Here is a 22108-nt window from a genome sequence, read left to right as displayed (position 1 = left end):
TGGCTTTCTTCGGAATGCCATCCTCAGCCCATTCCAATCCACCGAAAAAACAGGTGATCAAGGCCGCCTATCTGGGCCACAGCCTGAGCGCCGGTATTCCTGAGATGTTATGGGGCATGTCAAAAAGCACCCGTGCAGACAGTTTTGATTTTACGCATCAACGCAGCAGTGGTGCTCCGTTGCGACACCAGTGGAATCAGTTTGTAGTAAGCGAGAACCGGGAATTGCCAGAGCATACCGATCGGGAAATGATGCGAATATTCAACAAGGCGGATATTGACAAAAGCGCTCACTTAAGCCCGTTTTTCGATCAGCAGGACGGGCTTCCCTCGGGCCAGTATACACATCTGGTAATGACCGAAAGCGTCCCGCGCTATTATGGCAAAGGCTGGGGGAATGTCGTACAGCATACGTATCCGTATGTGGATAGTATATATCAATATGCGCGAAAATATAACCCGGAAATTAAACCATATCTATATGAGGTTTGGCATTGTATCAACAGCGGCACGCCTACCGGCTGCGAGCATGACAAGGATGCGAGCCCGTTCCGTACGCGTTTAAAAGATGATTTGCCTATGTGGGAATCTGTCGTCAACCAGTTCAATAGCAAGAATCCCCGGCAGCGGATGCAACTCATTCCGGTGGGCCAAGGCCTGGGCCTGCTGTCGGACGCTATTGACAGGGGAGAGGTGCCGGGCATTCGTTCCATCAAAGAAATGTTTACGGACGACATTCATGTAAACGATACCTTACGCTATTTTGCTGCCTGCATACATTATGCTGTTTTATTTGAAAAAAGCCCGGTCGGACTTCCCGGCGAACTGCGGCACCTGGATGGCCGGCCTTTTGTGAAACTGTCCAAGGAAATGGCTGCCATCCTGCAAAGACTCGCCCGGCAAACTGTCGTTGGTTACCAGGGAGCGAAGCGCAATTGATGTTTTTATTTTTAATTGATACGATCCGATGTATATACCACGCTTTATTGCTATCCTTTTTTTTATAACAACATGGGGTCCTTACAAGCTCAAAGCCACTGCCCAACCCCAGGAGGTGTTTGTTTCTCCTTCGGGCAGTGACTCCAACGCCGGAACCAGGAACAAGCCGCTGCGCTCAATCCAGAAGGCGGTCGGCATGCTGGAACCCGGCAAGACAGTTACCTTGCTTGACGGACTGTACAATCTGACAGCACCCGTTACGATTACTGCCAAAGGCAGCGCCGAAAGCTGGATAACCATTCGTGGAGAAAAGGGTGCTGAAGTTATTTTGGACGGGTTGAAAATCAATATTCCAGACAGCGGCATTTATCCGCGCAATAATGGTCTTGTGCAGATCGAGCATGCTGCATATATACGGCTGGTCAACATTCATGTGCGTAATTCACACCGATGCGGGATCAATATCCAGGAAAGCAGGTACATCGACGTGATCAATTGTACGTCTGAAAACAGTCTTTCTCCGGGAATAGCCACATGGCAGCGTTGTGAGTACATTCGTATTCTGGGCAACACGGTTATCAATGCTAACGATATGAAAATGAGCTGGACACCTTATAAGGGACACGAAGCGCCGCATGAGGCGATCAGTGTAGCCGGCTCTCACCACTTCGAAGTAGCATGGAACCATGTTTACAACTGTGAAAAAGAAGGCATAGATGTGAAAGAAACCGCCGCTTTTGGCTCGGTCCACCATAATTATGTACACGATTGCAAGCGCCAGGGGTTATATATCGACGCCTGGTTCGGTCAGCTCGAACACATCGAAATGTACAGGAATGTGGTGCACGGCTGCGAATCCGGCATTGCCATTTCATCGGAGGACGGCCCCAATACTAAAAATCTTAAAATCCATCATAACCTGATTTATAATAATCGTGCTACCGGGATTTTCTTTTCCAAATGGGGCGCGGACAACCTGCGGGAGGAAGTTGACGTATATAGCAATACGTTTTACCGGAACGGCTGGGGAAAGAATTTTTCGGGCGATCCCCAGTACTGGCTGAGCGGAGGCTGTTATTTGTATTCAACCAAACTCAAAAACCTTCGTATCCAGAATAATATTTTCGCCCGGAACTTCCCTTTTGAGATCGGGCATACGAGCAAAATGGCTGACAGGTGGGCGAGCCAGCAGCAAATCGATATCAGCCGCAACCTGATCCAGGATACTAACAAATCCGAATTTCCGATCTACCTGCATTTCTGGCTTAAAGACAGCGTTTACGCTACGACCGGCACCCATGCAATCCTTGCTGATCCACACTTCGTAAATCCACAAGAAGGTGATTTCAGGCTGAAAGAAGATTCTCCTGCAAAGGATGGAGGCGGCAATTATTTAGGTGCATTTCCAAAAGGGACAAAGAGGGAAAGCTTTTGGTGGAAAGAAAATTTTCCTCCCGTGATTCACATTGAAAATTACCAACCCAATTACCCATCGGGAACTGAAAAATAATCAGATGATCGTACCTGCCAGAATGTGCTTGTTTTTTATATCAATGCTTAAAAACCCCGTTATGAGAATTGTATTATCACTGTTATTACTGCCGCCGCTCGGCGCTGCTTTCGGGCAGCAAATCAAATCTGATGCCGAAATCGGGGCTCAATGGGGTTTTACACAACCAGCTCCTATTGATTTTAACGACCATGAAGGCTACGTGTCGATTTATAATGGAAAGGATCTGAAAGACTGGGACGGCAATCCGAAATTCTGGCGAGCGGAGGAAGGCTCCATCGTGGGTGAATCGACGCCCGAAAACCCAAGCGGCAACAACTACATTGTTTATCGGGGAATGAAGGCCAAAGATTTTACACTGAAATTTGAAATCAAAGTGGCGGGCACTGGGGGAAGCGGGATGCAATATCGCAGCAAATCGGGTTTGCCCTGGCTGGCTTCCATATCACCCGAGGTGACGAAAAATGTCGGACCAGTGAACCTGAACTGGATGCTGACCGGCCCGCAAGCGGATTTTTGGCCGAGCGAACCCTGGACGGGACAATTTTATTCTGAAAATACCCCCATGCGCATCCTGGCCTGGAGAGGACAGGTCGTGGAAGGTTTTTCAGACAAGCGAAAACGACTGATGGGGACCATTGCGAGTAGTGAAACGCTGGCGAATCTGGTTAAAAACAACGACTGGAACCAGTATACGGTTATTGCGCGCGGCGGCATGTTTCTTCATATTGTGAACGGACAGCTCATGTCTGTGATGATTGACGATGACAAAAAATCGTCCAACAATGAAGCCGGGTATTTCGGAATTGAAATTGAAGCGATTACGAAGGTTTCTGTCCGTAATATCTGGGTAAAAAAGCTAAACTGAACGCCAAATTTTTTAATATATATCAGTAATGATCCTGTTCATTTTATTTTTGCTGTTCCTTCAGCCTGTTGCAGAACCTACACAGTTGGTTCGCGCTGATGACAAATCGATCCGTTATACGGGAAGATTTGATTTTTCGGATCGGGCTAACCCACGCTTTATGTATTCCGGTTGCACGATCAGTGCCGGTTTTATGGGGACTTCGATTGCTATTAAATTGAAGGACGATAGTCTGCGTAACTGGTTCAATGTCCGCATTGACGATCAGCTCTTCAAGCTGGAATCAGCAGATTCGTCCGGCATTTACCAGCTTGCCCGCGACCTTCCCGACAAAGCGCATCGCATTACTATCACCCGGCGTACGGAGTCGCACGGCGGCACTACTACTTTTGAAGGATTTATAATTGACCCGGGTAAAACATTATACCCATTGCCGCGAATTACCAGGACGATTGAGTTCATAGGAAATTCATTGACTTGCGGCTATGGAAACGAGGGCAAAAGCCGGGAAGAACATTTTAAATACGAAACCGAAAATGCGGACCTGGCCTATGGTGCGCTGGTAGCCAAAAAGTTGAATGCAAATTACGTGGCGATATGCAGATCGGGTATTGGGATGCTCCAGTCATATGATGGAAATAAAGATTTCGTTCAGCCTAAATTGTATGACGAGATTGTAGCCGGAAGCAATGCGCAATGGGATTATGCAGCCAATCAGCCCGATGTGGTTGTCATTGAGCTTGGAGCGAATGATCTTGTCAAAACACTTGACAGTGCTCTCTTTGTCAATACTTACATTGCTTTTGTAAAAAAGCTACGGAGCCAATATTCTGACGCTGATATCATTTGTGCATCGGGGCCGAACCTGCCGGGAGACAGCACATCGACTTTTCAATCATATATCAGGTCGGTTCAGTCCCGATTTGCGCCCGCCGACAAGAAAGTGCATTATTTTGATTTCGGGTCCATTGATGCCAATGGCAGCGACTGGCACCAGAACCTGAAAGAGCATCAGCATATGGCAAATGGTTTAATACCTTATATCAAAAAATTGAAAAACTGGTGATGATCAATTCAATCAGAAGCATAGCGATAGTATTTGTAGCGCATATCCTTTCTCCTTCGGGATTTGCACAATCACTGCCCGCCTCCGATTTCTGGAAAATAGCGGCTGACGGCGGTATCGTCTGGAATGTAAGCAGTGAGCAGCGACTTGCGCATGGTGATAATATAGAAATGTCGGGAAGCAATGTTTCCGGGATTATCCATTATACTATCAATAAAAAGCGCCAGCTTACCCTTAAACGCGATATCATTTTCCCACAATTACGTACCTACGACCGGACCAATGGAGTAAGCTGGCAAAAGTACCGGGCTTACCTGCGTCAGACCTACGGATCAGAGATCGAGCCAAGTATTGCCGATGGCCAGAAAACAATCGTTTTCGAAGAAGTTGATTCAATTGGGATAGAAGGGAAACTGATTATTTATCACACACCTGTCAATGATATCAGGCTTACCCGGACATTGTTTCCTTCCATGACCGAAAGGCTTTTTGTCGAGCAATGGACGCTGACGAATGTTGGCAAAAACAGTAAACAATTAAGAACGGGCAACACAACTTACAAAACGACGCTCGACGGATACAAAGGTGCATATCACATTCACGTGTACAGCGACGCGGGCGGGCAAATAGATTTAGCTGCAAACGAGTCTTACAGCTTTGGATTATACTTTGCGGCTGCCATTGACAATGAGTCAGCCGAGGGGTTCAATTACAAAAAGGCTGCTTTAGAGCGGAACGAATTTCTTCGATCCATGCGCCAAAACTTGGTTTTGGAAACTGGTAATCATGTACTTGATAGATTGTTTTATTTTTCAAAGATCCGGGCTGCTGAAAGTATTTTCAATTCTAAAATGGGTCTTGTGCATTCCCCTGGCGGGGGTAACTACTACCTTGGTGTTTGGGCAAACGATCAGGTTGAATACAGCGGCCCGTTCTTTCCTTTGCTAGGTTATGAAAAAGGCATTGTCGCTGCCCGCAATGCTTATCGGAAATTCCTGCAAAACATTCCGTCAGCAAGCAATCCGATTCCCTATTCTTTCGAGATTGAAGGTGATATCCAGTCTTCCAATAAAGATCGGGGCGACGCGGCTATGATAGCTTACGGAACATCGCTGTATCTGCTGCGCACGGGCGATCGGGAGGCAGCAAAAGAATTGTGGCCACTGGTTGAATGGTCGCTTGCTTACTGTCACAGCAAGTTAAACGAACACGGAGTTGTACGCTCACAAACAGATGAAATGGAAGGGCGAATCCCAACCGGAGATGCCAATCTTGCAACCAGTTCGCTCTATTACGGAGGCTTGAAATATGGTTCCGTCTTGGCAAAGGAGCTGGGATACAAAAGCTTGTCAAAACAGTATGAGCAACATCGGCGAGATCTGGAAAAAAGCATTGAAAGCCATTTCGGTCATCATATAGAGGGACTTGACACATACCGGTACTATGAAGGAAGCGAGCGGCTCAGACATTGGATCTGCCTGCCTTTGGCCATGGGAATCAATACCCGCGCCGAGGCAACCGCAACAGCGTTGCTCGATAAATTGTGGACAGAAAATGGCATCCTGGTAGAACTCAATCCAGACAAAAAGGGTCAGGATGTATTCTGGGACCGAGGTACACTTTACATGTTTCGTGGGCTGTTTAAAGCAGGTTTTTTGGATAAATCTCTTGAAAAACTTGTGTCATTTTCCCAGAAAAGGCTTTTAGGTGATCATGTACCGTATGCTGTCGAGGCTTATCCTGAAAACGACATGCGGCATTTGTCTGCGGAAAGTGCATTGTATTGCAGGATCTTTCTGGAAGGACTGCTTGGACTTGAACAAACCGGGTTTTGTTCATTTAGCATCACTCCGCAACTAAGCCAGCACTTACCGAAATTGACGCTTCGTAATCTCCACCTTGGTGACCTTATTGTATCAATACAACTGGAACTCACAGGGGATAATAAAGTAATTACAAAAATTTACAAAGGCGAGAAGCTGATTGTAAATACAATTGGTAAAAATCATAACAGAGTTGCATTCTTGCTACGGTAGCGAAAGAGAACTGCATCATTTGATTCCGGTAGGCGAAATCATCATCAATCCGGAACTGACGTAGAATACAAGCTACTAATCCATACTGTATTAATTTATAAATATGTATTCATGAAAGCATTTAAAATTAATTCCAAGCTAATAAGTGTGTTGTTACTCCTGATCGGTTGCAAGGTTTTTGCCCAGAAAAAAACGGATACCGCGTTTTTCAACAAAAAAGACTTGACCGGCTGGTCAGCCGCTAACATGCAGTACTGGGCGGTTGAAGACGGTGCAATTGTAGGCCGGGCAACGCAGAAAGTGGAGAAAAACCAGTTTTTGTGGTCGGATGTAAAAGTGGCCGATTTTTATTTGAATGTGGATGTACTCTTGGAATGCAACGATTGCAATGCGGGGATCCAGTTCCGGTCTAAAAAAGCGGACGCATCAGGTCAGTCAATTGGTTATCAGGCTGATATGGGGAGGGATGTATGGGGCCGGCTCTACCACGAACACGGACGGGAAAAGCTCGATTGGTCGGATCGGGGTGAAAAGGCAGTGAAACCCGGTCAGTGGAACAAATATGAAATCCTGGCTTCAGGCGACCGTATCTGGACTGCCATCAATGGAAAACTGGCAGTATCTGTGAAAGATCCGGGCGGTGACCCGTCGGGATATATCGCCTTGCAAATCCACTCCGGCGACGCGCAGACTGTCCGGTATAAGATTAATTCGTTAGTACATAACCCGAAGGTGGAACTCGCCGGGTTAACCGAAGCGCAGCTGGTTAAAGAGCTGAAACTTCCAATGAACAAACCACTCGGCAAATCATCGTCGCTGACATTTAAAGAAAATGAAGTGATTGTGTTTGCCGGTGGTACCAATATCGTGAACATGCGCAAGGACTGCTACCTTGAAACGTTGCTCATGGCTGCAAACCCGCACACCAGGCTCCACATCTGGAACCTGGGCTGGGACGGAGATACGGCCTACGAGCAATTCAGGGACGTTGGTTTTGGAAAATGGTCCAGGAATCTAGATAGTCTTGGGGCTGACGTTGCTTTTATTCAGTTTGGACAAATGGAATCCCTGTGGGGAGAAGCGGCATTACCTGAATTTATCAATGCATATAAAAAGCTCCTTTCCGAGATCAAAACAGGAAAGCGCCGTATTATTTTGCTTTCACCTATTCCGTTCGAACCCGAAAACCTGAATTCCAGGCAGGGTAAGCTGGCACAAAACCCTTTGATAAATGCCCCGGTTGAGAAGTATGCAGCGGCAATCAGAGAGCTGGCTACTCAGGAAGGTTATTTATATATCGATCTGTATACCCCGCTGCAAAAGTCTCCGCTGGCAGGTTCGCTAACTTTCAATGGTGTCCATCTTTCGCCGGAAGGGCAAAAAGTTACGGCTGAGGTGATCGTGCAGGAGCTGGGAATACAACATCGGATTACCGAAAAACTGGAACCCTTACGGAAAAAAATTTTGACGAAAAACCAGCTCTGGATTGGCTACTGGCGTCCCGGCAACTGGGCTTTTCTGGGCGGCGACCGCACCACGGTGCCTTTCAGCCATGATTGGAAGAATACCGAAAAAAGAATTTTTCCCGAAGAAGTAAAAGGTTTTCAGCCGCTAATCCTGGAAGCCGAAAACCACATTTTTGAACAGCAAAACCTGCTCGTTACACAAAACTGATAAATTTATTTTCATGCAAAGACTATCATACCTCATATCGTTTGCTTTTTTACTATCCTACACAAGTTTTGCCCAGGTAAATCTAATGTCAGTTGCGCCAGCCGAACCCGACAATTCGGTGGAGTCGGAAATGGCGTCTTTCAAGATCGCCGACGGCTACAAAATTGAATTGTTTGCGTCGGAAACCTTGGGAATCGCCGACCCCTGTGCAATGCGCTGGGATGAAAAAGGGCGTTTGTGGGTACTTACGATCCCATCCTATCCGCAGCCGATGCCCGGTTCAGATCCTAATGACAAGCTGGTGATCCTGGAAGACAAAGACGGGGACGGGAAAGCAGACTATTCATCGGTTTTTGCAGAAGGGCTGAACATTCCGCTGGGCTTTGAGCTTGGGCATGGCGGCGTTTATCTCGGCGAGCAGACCGAGTTGGTGTTTCTCAAAGACACCGACAATGACGGCAAAGCAGACAGCCGCAAGGTATTGCTCTCCGGTTTTGGAACGCACGATTCACACCAGACGATCAATTCTTTTTTGTGGAGTCCGGGCGGCGAACTTTTCTTTTCACAGGGACACAGCATTTACAGCCGGGTTGAAACGGCATGGGGTATTAAGAAAGCGGATCGTGCTTCGATTTGGAGGTATCGTCCATTGCAAAACAGGCTCGACGGATTTCTGGACGGGTCCACGGCCAGCGTAAATCCCTGGGGGATGAACTTTGGCGAGTGGGGCGAGATGTTTCACAAGGCCAATGATCCTGAGCTTTTTTATACCGTTCCGGGAATGGTCAACACTACCCACCGTGCATTGCTTCCGCCGATTGGAGAGCTGGTAATCAAAGGTTCAATCATTGAGATTGTCCGTACCAAACATTTACCCAAAGACCTGTGGGGCGATTTTGTGATTGCCGGTTATTATAACAACAAAGTAGAGCGGATGCGCGTGGCAGAGGATTCATCCGGCTACAGGGCCACATTGCTGGACCCGATACTGACTTCGTCCAGCCGCAGCTTCCGCCCGATCGATATCAAGATCGGGCCGGATGGTGCAATGTATGTGCTCGATTGGTATAACCCGATTATTGGACATTACCAGGCTTCCATGCGACATCCCGACCGTGATAAAACGCATGGACGGATCTGGCGGATCACAGCCACTGGCCGACCGTTGCTTACACCTCCGGTACTCACCGGACAATCTGTTCCTACCTTACTCGATCACCTCAAATCAAAAGAACACTGGGTTCGATACCAGGTAAGAAAGCTTCTCGCCGAACGCCCGTTTGAGGAAGTAAGCCAGCCGCTGACTGACTGGGTTGCGAAACTCAGCCCGGCGGACGCAGATTTTGAACATCATTTGCTGGAAGCAATCCATGTATATGAAAGCCACGAGATCGTGAATGAAGATTTGTTGCAAAGGTTGGCAAAAGGCGAAGAACCGGGCGCCAGGGGCTACGCCGCGCATGTTGCCGGGCGCTGGGCCGACCGTCTGGAAAATCCGCTGGCCATTCTCGAGCCGCTGATCAACGATCCCGTGGCAAGAGTGCGGCTTGAAGCGCTCGTGGCTGTCAGTGATGTACACCGGCCGGAGGCTATGGCTGTCGCTGGCCAGATACTTAATTTACCAACTGATAAATTTATCCGTTATGCATTGGAAAAAACGGTTTATGCATTGGAGCAGGAGTGGGAGCCGGCTTTAAGAAAAGGTATGCTTGCATTTAAAGACCCCGCACATCTGGCCTACATTGTAAGCGTCATTCCGCCGACGTGGTATACTGCCGATATGTACCGTAAACTGATCTCGGACGAGTTGTCAAAAGAAGTAAAACGAAGCTTGCTGATCAGTCTGGCAAAGGTGGGCGGACCTTCGGATATTGAATTTGTGCTAAAACCTGCAAATGTAGCCGATGATGCCGTTTTGCTCGATCATCTTGCCAAGACCGAACCTCGGCCTGTAACGCAAGTTTCATTGAACAGATTAAAAAGCATTCTTGAGGGACCGGATAACAAAGAAGTCGCCAAATCGGCGGTACGGCTGATCAGGGCCTGGAAGCTGAAACCGCTTGCACCAGCGATACAAACGTTAGTTTCCAATGGACAAAAGGATGCGTCTCTCCGCGCCGAAGGTTTGCAAACATTGGCACAACTGAACGGGCGGGGAGCTTTACCGATTTTACAAAAACTAGTCAAAAATCCGCAAACGCCCCGACAGATCCGGCTTGCAGGATTGCAAAGCCTGAGTATGCTGGATATTGGCCTCGCTACCCAGGCCACGCTCAACGAAATTGGTATTTTTGGCGGCTCGGTTGCGGAATTCAAGGAAATTCTATCTCCGGTTCTGGAACGCAAGGGTGGCATAGCCTCACTCACCACAGCCTTAGCCACAAAAAGCTTGTCCAGAGAAAAGGCAGGACTCATGCTGGAAGTACTTGCCGTGAAAGGGATCAATGCGGCGGAGCTGAAAACTTTGCTCAACAAGCAGGCCGGTGTGAAAAACCTTGTGACCAGAAACTATGATCAGCAATATGTGGACAAGCTTTCAAAACAAGTTAAAGAAGCCGGAGATGCCGGAAAAGGGAAGGCGATTTACATGGCTAATCCCAGCTGCGCATCCTGCCACACAATCAATGGAAAAGGCGGGAATATTGGTCCCAATCTGTCAGCTATTGGCAAAGGTCTCTCTACAAGGGAGATCATTTCAGAAGTGCTCTGGCCCAATCAAAATGTGAAAGAGGGCTATAACAGGGTGGCGGTGGAAACGAAAACCGGCGAACTGATCCAGGGGATCAAGATTTTTGAGAATGCGGAAGAAATACAAATTGAAACTACGGAATCCAGAAAACCGAAGGTATTAAGTAAAAAGATCATTGTCAGCAAAACGGAAACCGGCTCGCTTATGCCGTCAGGACTGGTGGATAATTACTCAGAGGAGGAGCTACGCGATTTGCTGCGGTACCTGAGTGACCTGGGAAACTGAGATGCGAAAATGCCTGGGCGAAGCTTTTAATGTAGACCATCTTTCTCCAAAATCAATGATATTGAAAAATTGTCTAACTTTCATATATTTATTTTAGTATTTAAGTTTGAAAGTAAGAGAATCAGCTTGTTTTAAATTGTGCTCGGCTTTTATATTTTCATTTTAAAAGATGATAATCCTTACATTCCGGTTAGTTCGTAACCAGCAACTTGATGACTTCCATTGCAGCTTCTGACCTGATTTTCAGCACAAAAACCCCTGAGCTCAACGAAAGACCTGAAATATCTACTTCTACTTTTTAGCCAGTTAATGCCATTCTAGCTGTTACAACTATATAGCTTTGGCCAGCAATATTTAACAGATCAAAGAAAACATCTTTGTAATGTTTTCTGAATACCTGCTTAGTAAACTCCTTTTCAATGGGTATCAAAAGCGATTTAAGATACTGTTCAGGAAGCGAATAGCGGTGTGATGTTTTGCTTACTGCGCGAACAAGTGCCTGGTCTTGATTCCTAACGCGGAACAGGTATCAGATTTGAAACGTTACCTTAATACGGGTAGTTTGCAAGTTAATGATTTCTTATATCTCATTAACTTGAAAAGCTGCAAAGCTCAAAATACATAGTGATCTGAGCAGGGTCACTGTTTTGATAATAAATCTTCTAAAATTTCACATGCCATTGCTGGTATGCAAAGTCAGAACTTTACTTTAACTTTCATTTGCGATGAAAAAGATACTGATCCCCATAGATTTCTCTGAAAGTTCACAGCATATTATCCAAGTTGCCAAAGCAATTGCTTTGAAAACTGGAGCCGAACTTGCTATTATGCATACTTATCAAACCAACATTGCCATTCCAGTAACCGAAAGTACAGAGCAGGTGTGCGATGACATGGAGAATTCCTATAAGCAACTATTGAATGAATATGTAATTGGTGCGCAGATAGAGGGCTACCAGGCAGAAGGAATCTGGGAATCTAATGGAATTCATACATCGGTCCTGAGTCAGGCCTCGAAAATCAAAGCTGATCTTATTGTAATCGGCCGGACCGGACAAGGAAATTTTATGGATAAGCTGATCGGCAGTTCAGCAACCGGTATTGCGCTGGATGCTTACTGTCCGGTATTGGTTGTACCTTCTCAGGTAGAGACTATTAAGTTTACACGGGCGGTATATGCAACACAGCTCGAATACGAGGAAATCAATATTTTACATCAGGTAAAAAGATTAACAGAACAGCTAGGTACCAGACTGACCTTTATCAAAATCAGTTCGTTAGAGCAGCCTAATATCCAGCCGGATGAGCAGTATGTTCAGCAGATGATCAATGAACTTGATATTTCGGCCAGTGATATTGTCATTCAAAAAGAAAGTGGTGTCATTGAGGGCATCAAAAAGTATTGTCAACAGGTCGAGGCTGATCTGCTGATTGTTTCAACCCGGGAAAGAGGCTTCTGGGAACAGTACATTGTCAATCCAAGTATAACTAAAAAATTAGTGGTGGAAACTGATGTTCCCTTGCTAGTATTTCATCTTAAATAACAAAAGCTTACTTTGGCAAATAGGTATGCACCATAAAGTATTCCCAGAAATCAGATATTCAAGAAGCGTATGTTACTGAATTAGGTTTACAGTTTAAGAATTAATCACATGTTGATTATTAGAAATCAAATAGCTATTATAGTGTTATCTTCGTAGTAGATATATATTAACAAATTTCAATAGTTATCATGTAATTATGAATATTTTCTATAAAAATTCATGTATTTTACTTGTTGTATAACTGACATTATGTTAAATAAAATATTTACTTACCTCTACCGTACTATTACTAGATTTATCTTTTAACATTACATAAGTCTTAAACCAGAACTTTATTTTTCAACTAATTACTTGTTGATCAAGCTAAGCTTTTGTACTTAATCCACGTATCAAAGTTTTTTAGAAGTGTCTAAGAGCTTGTTTAGGAATTATGTTTGGAGAGGCGGTTTAATTCGTTGTAACATCAGTTGAATATTTGCCAGAAGTATCCAGGCGACAGAAGAAGAAACGGTATATTCATAATCCTTCACGATTCTTCGGAAAAAATTCGTCCAAGCAATGGTACGTTCAACAACCCACCTCTTTGCAACAGGAACAAAACCCTTTGCCGATTCTGGACGAGATGCCTTCTCAAATTCGATCCCGAACTCCTGCATTTTACGGGCAAAAACACCATTATATGCCTGATCTCCATAAATTTTTTGAAGACGTTGATTTTGACAAAGAATGTCAGCAGAAAGATATAACGCAGCGGGACCATCATGTTCATTACCGGCATGAACATGGACAGACCATATTCTTCCATCAGTGTCAACTAACAACTGTCGTTTTCGTCCATTCACTTTTTTGTTTGCATCCGTACCACGGTTTTCAAAAATCATCGGAGATAATTTAACGCTCTGGCTATCAATGCACAAAGATGATGGATGCTCGTTCTTGTTTTCTCTTTTCCTATCAACTTGATTGAGAAGACAATTGATCTCAGCAAAAAGATTTTGCTTCTTCCATCGGCTGAAATACCAGTACACCGACTGCCATTTTGGAAAACACTCAGGGAGATTCCTCCATTGGCAGCCCGTTCGGACAACATACAAAAGGGCGTCCATAATCGATCTTAATTCGTATTTCCTTTTTCTTTTTAAATTCAAAAATCCCGAAATTGCGCTCCATTGGGGATCGGTCAGTCTAACATACTGTTTAGTCAAGTCTTGAATGTTTGGTCACTGCAAAGATGGTACGATCCCCTTTCTTCCCAAATCCCAAACACGTTCTTAACTTTTTCGTTTATATATTTAGATGATTCAGTATCTGGTTGTTCTCGCCAGTCATCAGAAGGGCATCGCTCGCATTCAGGTCCACATTGCGGGACCATCATAATCGACTATTATTAAAATCGCTCATCAAATGCTAATTATTTATTCAATTTGCTGGTAGCTGATGTTTTTAAAATAACGCGCTATTAATTTCGTTTAGAAAATACTCAGGAGGGTGCTCTTTTGGAATTTATGATTTAAGGTGACATCTCCTTGTAAGTCAGTCGCAAATCACTTCCACTACTCATTTTAGCAAAATGAAAAATCTCCTGCCCTTTTTCCTGATTATTGTGTTGGGCTGTAAAGATGAATTAGACCTTGATCCTTACAACGGCGACATTGGTTCGATAGTTAAAGAAATTAACATTGATGGCGTTCGTGATGAAAACATTAAACGCTTCAATAATCAGATTTTTGTGAAATTGCCAGTGGACTATCCGTATGGTAATTTGATTCGGCCCAAAATTCAATTGAATAACCAATTCCATGTTGCCACGGATCTTAGCCAGGGATTACCATTTGAAGCACAATCTGTGGAAATTGTTGTTGAAAGTGATACCTATGGTGCATCTAATTTCTATATCCATGTCTCGCCGTCAGTACCTCTCGAATTTACCGGAAATCCCAAAAACATTGAGGTAAAGATAGAACCAAATGCATATGCCGAAATATATATGAATAATCTTGGCACTTACCCGTTCTCAAATGATTCCGGAATGCTTTTCCAGGATATACCTGTTAATTTAAGAAATACGATTAGCGGTCAGATTACCAGAACCTCCGGCTTGATTTTGCCAGATACAAACGGAGTAAAAAGACTAGCAATCGCTATACCTTTGAATTCGACAGTCGGAAATTATACACCAATTGTTCAGGTAGGAGAAAGACAGGCTGAATTTCCTTCCATCCTTAAAATTACTTATGGAAAGCTAGGATTGTTCCCATCAGATTGGAAAGCGTCTGTTGCTAATGCGTCACTCGTAGTTACAGGTTACAACATATTACCAAATAATAATTACGAATTGGAAATTTTCAACGACTTTATGCCTGCAAGAAGCATTCAACTAAAAAGGATTGATGATAATAGTCTGAGTGCCGCAGTTCCTACCGATTTGCCGTTTGGTGATTACAGTGCAAAAATCCTGGTTAACTCCAAAGAATATGAAATAACTGAAATCCTGAACCCCAGGCATTTCAACCTTCATTTTCTTGCTTCTTCATCGCAACCATACATCCAGTCCCTATCGCAGTCAAACTTGCTTAATAATAATGCATGCAGCTACTACAAAGAAACCAAGATAATAGCGAGGGACCAAGATATATTGGCAAACATCCAGTTAGAGCCTAATGCCGAAGATATTAAACTAAAATTGATCAATCGTAAAACAAAAGAAGAGCATTTGCTGACCAGTTTACCCGGCAGAATCCATGCTTCCTGCTTCAATCAATTTTATTTACGGTTTTCTATTACAAAAGAAGTTACTGATGGTACCTATGAAGTTTACGTTATTGTAACAAATCATGATACAACTATGCAAACCAGTGAAGCCTTCGGTGAAATTGTATCTATCCAGTAAGTAATGAGAATGCTCAAGCTAATGCAACAATTGTTAGTTAGCATAAGTTTTTTAAACATAGTGCCATGCGTGTGTTATTGAAAATGCGTAATCAAGTATTTGGAAATTATATGTATTCCCTGTGACCGCGACGCTAATTTCAATCGCACTGGCGACCCGGCCTATAATCGCTCCCAAGTGGGGAGAATAGGGTGGATGGCATCGAAGAGGTAATTGTATCCTTGTATGCCAAACGAATGAGCGTTACTAACATTGAAGACCAGATCAGGGATGTTTACAACTTTGAGGTTTCTACATCAACGATCAGTCCTATAATAGCCTCTGACAATTATTTTTACCTTATTTCTCGTCTCAGTTGTCAATATCTTTTCGTATACCATTAATTTCCTTCGATTCACAACCATTTTCAAGCCATCAGGTAAGTAATTTTGTCAACAAGGGTGTACAGTATATTTTCGGCATGCTCAGACTGTGCCAAAGAAAAGTATTCTGCACCTGAAAAAAAGTGGTCATTAACGTACGCCTTCGCTTTGGACAATGAAGTGAAGTATTTTTCGTTGATCGAAACTAGTTCAGAAGCAGTATAAGGATGGGCACGCTGTTCGATAAAGGCCAGGTCTCCACTGGGCACATTGTTGGAGATACAGTGGTCATAAACGGCAAAAAATAGCCGTTAGATTCAGCTTTTGTATGAACTCCGGTACAGTCAGGGAACAAATTGAAGGCTTTTTTCATGTTTAATCAAATAAGAATACTGAATCACTACCAGAAACCTTCTTTATATTGTGATTAAAAGCACTTCAATAAAAATTTCAATTGATGTCAGAAAGAATACAAAGTTAACAAACCATTAATAATCTTAAAATAAGAAATTAGTTTTTACTTACCTGTACATGGGTACAGGCATATCATCAAGCGATTTGCCATAAAGTCGATAGTAGATATCCTGTTAAGTGTTCCTGTATTGATCAATACTGAAGTACTCCCTACTTTTCAGACCATCAGTTGATCATTGATAATTAAATTCAAGCTGCATTCAGGTAAAGATTTACTGGTTTTTTACGTCCGATACCTTGATGTTTTGTGGAGTTATAACGTTTGACAAACGATGGTTTGATTTGCTGCGTTTTTTCACAACTCAGGAACTTGTAACCTATTTCAAAAGCAAGGATCAGGCCAGCTTTGGCCTTGCCAAGCTATCCAATTTCGGTCCAAAGGACAGGTACTACCCCATTCCTTTTGACGAGTACAAACTGGATCCTGAAAAAATGTATCAGAACGAAGGTTATTAAGCTTAAAACAAGAAAAAAAGGCTGTCTGGAGATCTTGTTCCGGACAGCCTTTTTTGTATCAGGGCTTTGAATTATGTCGTTTTTATTGGTTATGGTTACCAATTTCAGTACCGTAGCATTAACGTACAGGAAAGAATTAAAACAATCAGAAGCCGGGACATGTTCAGGATATAATCAGCATTGATTAATCTTCGTCAGATTCTTCTTCCTCGTCGTCATCTCCTCCTTTTGCAAGTTTCACAAAGGCGCCCCTGCGAGGAGCAGGCATTATGCTCTTTTCACCACGAACTGTTTGCCATACGATCCGGCTGAAAATCAGGTCGTCAATGGCGTCGGGCACAGAAAGATCAAACTGATCCGATTGGCGCGAATTGGAATTAATAGCTACGTTTTTCTGGGTGAGGTCCACGCCTGCTTCTTTGGATGTAAAACCTGCCGGATTGGCTGTATTGTTAAAACACCTCCACATTGGCGTAGCTGCGGCATCATACTGGCTCATGGGTTTTATGCCCAGGATCAGCTCCATGGTACGTAGCATGCCCGAGGTCGAATACATGGTATGGTCTACAAAGCCTCTCTTTACAAAACCTCCTGCTACAAAAGCAATGGAGCGGTGTGCATCCACATGGTCCGGGCCATTTTGGGCATCGTCTTCCAGGATAAACACAGCCGATTCATTCCAGACCTTGCTTTTGGAAAGATGCTCAACAAAACGTCCGACTGCAAGGTCATTATCTGCCACTGCTGCAAAGGGCGTCGGTTTGCCTACGCTGGCACCAGAAGTATGATCATTTCCAAAGCGAAGCGTATTTAATCTTGGAAGCTTGTCGCCTGCAACCAGCTCATCAAAGTCTTTTTCCCAAGCTGCTTCACGGTCAATATCCATATAGCCCAGATTGTAGCCTTTGAAAGTTGGGCAATAGTTTCCTTCCAGTGTTTTGATGTTTGCTTTTCCTTCGTCGGCAAACCAGCCGTAGCTCCTGAAAGTGACACCCGCCCGCAAGGCATGGTCCCAGATGAATCCATCCCGCGGATGCGCAATTTCCTTGCTGCCTTCATAATCGTAGGTGCCGCCCCGACCGCCATAACTTGTCACCCAGTTTTTTTCCACATAATCATTGGCATAAGCCGCCGATGACCAGTTATGCCCGTCAGCACTTACTTCGGCATCGACATAAAAGTTATCAAGCAATACAAACTCGCAGGCCAGTGCGTGCTGGTTGGGCGTCACCTTTTCCGGAAATAAACAAAGTGCAGCGTCACCATTCCCCTCTTTCATATCCCCCAAAACCTGATCGTAAGTCCGGTTTTCTTTGATAATATAAAAAACATACTTGATTGGCGACTTGTCTCCTACTTTCATCGGAATCGGATTTCCAGCTTCCCCTTCCGCATTCAATTCCTTGTTTTTAGTATACGGTGTATTGGTATAAACGACACGTGAATAAGCGGAAAGTGCTTCAGCCGAGGGCGCGTCAATGATCGACAAAGTGCCTTTAAACAAGCCTCCGATATACTGCTCCCGACCTGTGTAAGCCTGCGGGTTAGGCCCTATTTGCTGCGGAACTTTTAACAGATTGGGGTTTGGACCTTTGGGATTGGCCTTGGAAGAAAACCCTTTTCCATTGGTAACAAAAATTTTTGAGCCGATCGTTTTCACTGCGGTCGGGTACCACCCGGTCGGTATGAACCCAATGGAGTGACTGCGTCCTTTCGTTTCTACGTCAAATACGGCAAGGCAGTTATTGTCTGCATTGGCGATGTAAAGTGTTTTCTCATCCTCGCTCAGCGCGAGCCCGTTCGGAGTAGTTCCGACAGGTGCATCCGGAAAAAGAGACGTGGTCAAAGTTTCCGAAATTTGGCGTCTGGAAAGGTCAATAAGCGCCACCGTGTTGTCATTGCCATTGGCAACATACAGGTATTTACCATCTTTGGTTAAAAGCAGATCGTTGGGATTCTTGTTGGTAGCAATTTCAGCAGTAATTTTTTGCGTTTCTGTATTTACGATTACTACCCGCGATCCGCCCCAGAGCGAGACGTAAAGTTCCTTTTTGTCATTGGAAAGCAGACACGTGTAAGCTGCCGCACCAAGATTCAATTTGCCAATCGGCTTTTTGGTTTGAGAATCACAAATGTAAAGTGCGCTGTCTTCTTTGGTTACTACATAAATCCTGTTCTGAGCATCATCAACAGCAATCCCTGTAGGTGAAATTTTAACCGGCCAGGGTTTACCAAGAATAATTGGCTCAGCGGGAACCAGCTGCTGGTCTTCAATTTTGAATAACAGAATCGTATTGTCATTTCCACCTGATGCATAAATTGTTTTTTCATCCTGACTGAATGCCAAACCAAGATAAGACTTGGTGACCCGGGCAGAATCCAGCACCTTTTCCGAAGCTGCATCAATTAAGATGATGCTTTGTGTGCTTTGCCCGTTATTGATAACGGCCAGATATTTCTTCGACGGAGAAACCACCAGATTCAAAGGCAAATCATCCAGGTCCAGACTTCTGCCAACCGGTGTTAGTGACCAGCCATTGGGCAAGCCGATACGCTTAGAAGAAAGTTCTTTAACAATGGCTAACTCCTCACGCTGCTGTGAAGAACCCATATTTTTCTTGCATCCATAGATGAGAACATTGCAAATCAGCAAGCAAAGTCCGAGCTTGAATTTTTTTGTCATGGTGAATTACGGGATATTGTAGAATAAAAAATAATTAAAACTTTCCTGTCAAAGTAAGCCACAGGCTTCGGCCTACGCCATTGATTCCCGACCCGTGCATACGGTAATCCTTGTTTCCCAGATTTTGGGCGACTGCATTTACAGCAATATGTCTTGTTTCAAATCCAGTCATTAAATTCACCACAACCCAGCCCGGCGTGCCGCCTTTGGGAATGCGGTTATCTCCGGTATCTGCTGCTGCCAATCGCGTTTGCTTTTCTGCAAACCAGGTTTCCGGACGCACATACCATTGATTTCGGCGATACTCTAATCCAAATCTACCGTTTAAGGGCGGTATGCGGCGGACCGGCTCATTTTTGGTGACATTTTCTCCAAAATTATAAGCACATGATCCGTAAATTTTCCAGTAACTGCCGAAAGAATGTGCTGCTTCCAGTTCCGCTCCCCGGATATAGGCGCGCTCTACGTTTTCCTTTCGGTATACGTCTATTCCATCTATTTTCTGCCCGGCAACCTGCACACGTGTGATCAGGTTCCGCAGGTTATTCTGAAATAAAGCTGCGGTCATGGCAAAGCCTTCCGACTGGAATTTATAACCTGCTTCAAAGTTGTACGAAGTTTCGGGTTTGAGATCGTAGGCGGGTAATTCATACCGAAAATCAACGATGCCCAGCGTTCCCATATCATCCACATTCGGTGCCCTGAAACCAGAGTGAAAAGATGTATAGAAATTTGACTGGTTATCAAGCAAATAAGAGACTGAAGCGTTGGCTACCAAAGCCTTTGGCTTTACCGACACATCACCCAGTACATTATCCGCCACTTTGATCCGAAAACCGTTAAAACGTCCACCAAATGAAAACCGCCAATCAGAAAGCTTTAATTGATGAAGCGAGTAAATAGCATAGTTCAGGTATTTACTGTTGTCTGGATAAAGTCCGCGGCTTACGGTCGGGCCAGAACCGGCAGCTTGATCAATCCTGTCGCTTTTTACCAGATCATAGTATATTTCAATACCAGAACTTGCTTTCCAGAATTCAGAGACATCGGATTGTATATGAAAGATCAGTCCGGTTGTCTGAACTTTATCGGTTTCGGTCCGCAGACTGTTGCTGCCTTTTCTCTGGCTGAGCCGGCCTTCATTGCTGGTTTGCCATGATCCGGTCAGCGCGATTTCAGATGCCCATTTACTGGATGTTCTGCCATTTATCTTAAAATAACTAAGCGAACGCTTTTGCGGATTAAACTCATTCAAAGCAAAATTTTCCAGTTTATATCTGTAAAAAAGCGGTACATGTTTTTGGAAAACGGATTGATGGGCAAGCGTGAGCGTCCAAGCGTCACTTAATCCAAAAACCAGCTTTGCATCAAAATCCCATTCTTTGTATCCACTTGGAGACTGCTTACCGGTTGTATCCCCGCCTAGCAAATCCCCAAAATTACGGATACTTACTCCGCCGGAGAATGCAGCACGCGGACCGGAGAGCTCCACTCCTGCCCGTAGTGTTTGTTCCATATTTCCGGCCGCAAACCGAGTGACTGCCTTGCCGTGAACAGATGGTTTTTTAGAAAATCCAGGGGTGGAGGTAAGTATTTGAAGCGTTCCGCCCAAGGCATCCGATCCGTATGCAACAGAACCGCCGCCTCTGAGAACTTCAATCTTGTCAATGGTAAAAGGATCGATCGTGTTCAGGTATTGATTAGGGCCATACCGGAAAGTGCTGTTATTCAACCGAATGCCGTCAACAAGAATAAGCGTCTGGTTTCCAGTCAGCCCACGTAAAAATGGCGATCCGGCTCCATGTGTTGTTTTCTGAACAAAAACACCAGCAGATCCCATCAACAACTCAGGCGTGCTTCTTGGTTGGTAGGTTTGCACAGTTCCGGCATTGAGTACCGATACCGAAGCCGGTGTTTCCAACGTCTTCTGCTGCACTCTGCTTGCCGTGACATTTACCTGGTCCAGTAGTTTAGCATAAAGTGAATCAGGCTCCTGGCAAAATCCGGGTAGCGCAGAAAATAACATGAAAAAACAAAAGCAGAATTTCTTCATAGATAACCACCAATAGTAATAAATACAGGCAGGTAAATCTAAGTCTTCTATTCAGTGAAAAGCTTTCCTTAAAATTACCAATTTGTTAAGGTTAATGTCAGTAGAATTTTTTAGTGAATGGTTCTGATGCAGTTATTGAGATTTTTCCGTACAGGACCCAATAGAATGGATCGGTACAAAGGTCATCAATCCAACAATAAACAGAAAAGTGGCCCAAAACAGTAATCTGCGGACAGCCTTTTATGTAGCGCGAAACATGAATGTTCTTAATGGTCTGTCAAGCTTTCCATAAACAGGATAATCAGCTTTACTTCCGGCTTTGTTAACCTGAGTTTATCTGTTGCAAGCGTCTGGTTAGGGACTGGCAGGCCCAGTCCAGCGCCACCGCCTTCATTATAGAATTCCATCACCTGCTGCAAACTCTCATAAGCGCCATTGTGCATATATGGCGCTGTTTTGGAAACATTTCGGAGCGTACTCGTTTTGAAGGCATGCTGCCACTGCGGAAAATGGTTGTGCGCACCTCGGCCGGCGTCCTTGTCAAGCCGGGGATTTTTCCAGTCGGTATTCATTGTCACAC

14 protein-coding genes and 1 pseudogene are annotated in these 22108 nt (G+C 44.5%); 10 read left to right on the top strand and 5 right to left on the bottom strand.

From position 1 onward, the window contains the following. The first annotated feature begins 14 nt into the window (after positions 1-14). From FEM33_RS10740 to FEM33_RS10705, 8 genes are all read left to right on the top strand, one after another. Positions 15-938: a hypothetical protein gene (locus FEM33_RS10740; protein WP_139012055.1), complete on the top strand. Its 924-nt coding sequence runs from the start codon at positions 15-17 to the stop codon at positions 936-938. A 28-nt stretch (positions 939-966) separates the two neighbouring features. Continuing rightward, positions 967-2448, top strand: coding sequence for a right-handed parallel beta-helix repeat-containing protein (locus FEM33_RS10735; protein WP_138279458.1), 1482 nt, complete (start codon positions 967-969; stop codon positions 2446-2448). A 61-nt stretch (positions 2449-2509) separates the two neighbouring features. Next, positions 2510-3316 (top strand): 3-keto-disaccharide hydrolase, encoded by an 807-nt coding sequence (locus FEM33_RS10730; RefSeq protein ID WP_138279459.1) that lies wholly within the window; start codon positions 2510-2512, stop codon positions 3314-3316. A 28-nt stretch (positions 3317-3344) separates the two neighbouring features. Next, positions 3345-4382 (top strand): SGNH/GDSL hydrolase family protein, encoded by a 1038-nt coding sequence (locus FEM33_RS10725; RefSeq protein ID WP_138279460.1) that lies wholly within the window; start codon positions 3345-3347, stop codon positions 4380-4382. Next, a complete protein-coding gene (locus FEM33_RS10720) occupies positions 4382-6418 on the top strand; it encodes a glucosidase family protein (RefSeq protein WP_138279461.1) in 2037 nt (678 codons plus the stop codon). The genes FEM33_RS10725 and FEM33_RS10720 overlap by 1 nt, the downstream gene beginning before the upstream one ends. A 111-nt stretch (positions 6419-6529) precedes the next feature. Further along, positions 6530-8092 (top strand): 3-keto-alpha-glucoside-1,2-lyase-like domain-containing protein, encoded by a 1563-nt coding sequence (locus FEM33_RS10715; RefSeq protein ID WP_138279462.1) that lies wholly within the window; start codon positions 6530-6532, stop codon positions 8090-8092. Positions 8093-8177: 85 nt separating this feature from the next. Beyond that, positions 8178-11066 (top strand): PVC-type heme-binding CxxCH protein, encoded by a 2889-nt coding sequence (locus FEM33_RS10710; protein WP_161597101.1) that lies wholly within the window; start codon positions 8178-8180, stop codon positions 11064-11066. A gap of 725 nt (positions 11067-11791) precedes the next feature. Continuing rightward, positions 11792-12610: a universal stress protein gene (locus FEM33_RS10705; protein ID WP_138279464.1), complete on the top strand. Its 819-nt coding sequence runs from the start codon at positions 11792-11794 to the stop codon at positions 12608-12610. Positions 12611-13038: 428 nt separating this feature from the next. Here FEM33_RS10705 and FEM33_RS10700 read toward each other — a convergent pair whose 3' ends face one another. Beyond that, positions 13039-13815 (bottom strand): IS5 family transposase, encoded by a 777-nt coding sequence (locus FEM33_RS10700; RefSeq protein WP_138279361.1) that lies wholly within the window; start codon positions 13813-13815, stop codon positions 13039-13041. Between the two features lie 365 nt (positions 13816-14180). Between FEM33_RS10700 and FEM33_RS26330 the strand changes: the two genes are divergently transcribed. Then, the gene (locus FEM33_RS26330; protein WP_161597100.1) at positions 14181-15500 is read left to right on the top strand and encodes a hypothetical protein; all 1320 of its coding nucleotides are present in this window, start codon (positions 14181-14183) and stop codon (positions 15498-15500) included. Positions 15501-15906: 406 nt separating this feature from the next. On the opposite strand, the gene FEM33_RS10690 is transcribed toward FEM33_RS26330, so the two are convergent. Next, on the bottom strand, positions 15907-16131 hold the full coding sequence (locus FEM33_RS10690) for a hypothetical protein (protein ID WP_138279362.1): 225 nt from the start codon (positions 16129-16131) through the stop codon (positions 15907-15909). A 445-nt stretch (positions 16132-16576) separates the two neighbouring features. On the opposite strand from FEM33_RS10690, the gene FEM33_RS10685 reads away from it, so the two are divergent. Next, positions 16577-16792 carry a RagB/SusD family nutrient uptake outer membrane protein gene (locus FEM33_RS10685; RefSeq protein WP_201747730.1) on the top strand — a complete coding sequence of 72 codons (216 nt, stop codon included), beginning with the start codon at positions 16577-16579 and terminating at the stop codon, positions 16790-16792. Between the two features lie 184 nt (positions 16793-16976). Here the strand turns inward: FEM33_RS10685 and FEM33_RS10680 are convergent, their stop codons facing one another. From FEM33_RS10680 to FEM33_RS26325, 3 genes and pseudogenes are all read right to left on the bottom strand, one after another. Beyond that, positions 16977-19403 (bottom strand): bifunctional YncE family protein/alkaline phosphatase family protein, encoded by a 2427-nt coding sequence (locus FEM33_RS10680; protein ID WP_229209030.1) that lies wholly within the window; start codon positions 19401-19403, stop codon positions 16977-16979. Positions 19404-19509: 106 nt separating this feature from the next. Beyond that, the gene (locus tag FEM33_RS10675) at positions 19510-21411 is read right to left on the bottom strand and encodes a TonB-dependent receptor plug domain-containing protein (protein WP_161597099.1); all 1902 of its coding nucleotides are present in this window, start codon (positions 21409-21411) and stop codon (positions 19510-19512) included. A 383-nt stretch (positions 21412-21794) separates the two neighbouring features. After that, positions 21795-22108: pseudogene (locus FEM33_RS26325) on the bottom strand (cytochrome C peroxidase); the annotation flags it as partial.

Source organism: Dyadobacter flavalbus (assembly GCF_006149045.1).
In the GTDB taxonomy this organism is placed as follows: Bacteria; Bacteroidota; Bacteroidia; order Cytophagales; family Spirosomataceae; genus Dyadobacter; species Dyadobacter flavalbus.
Note: the sequence above shows the minus strand (reverse complement) of the source record. Positions and strands in the feature narration are given on the sequence as shown.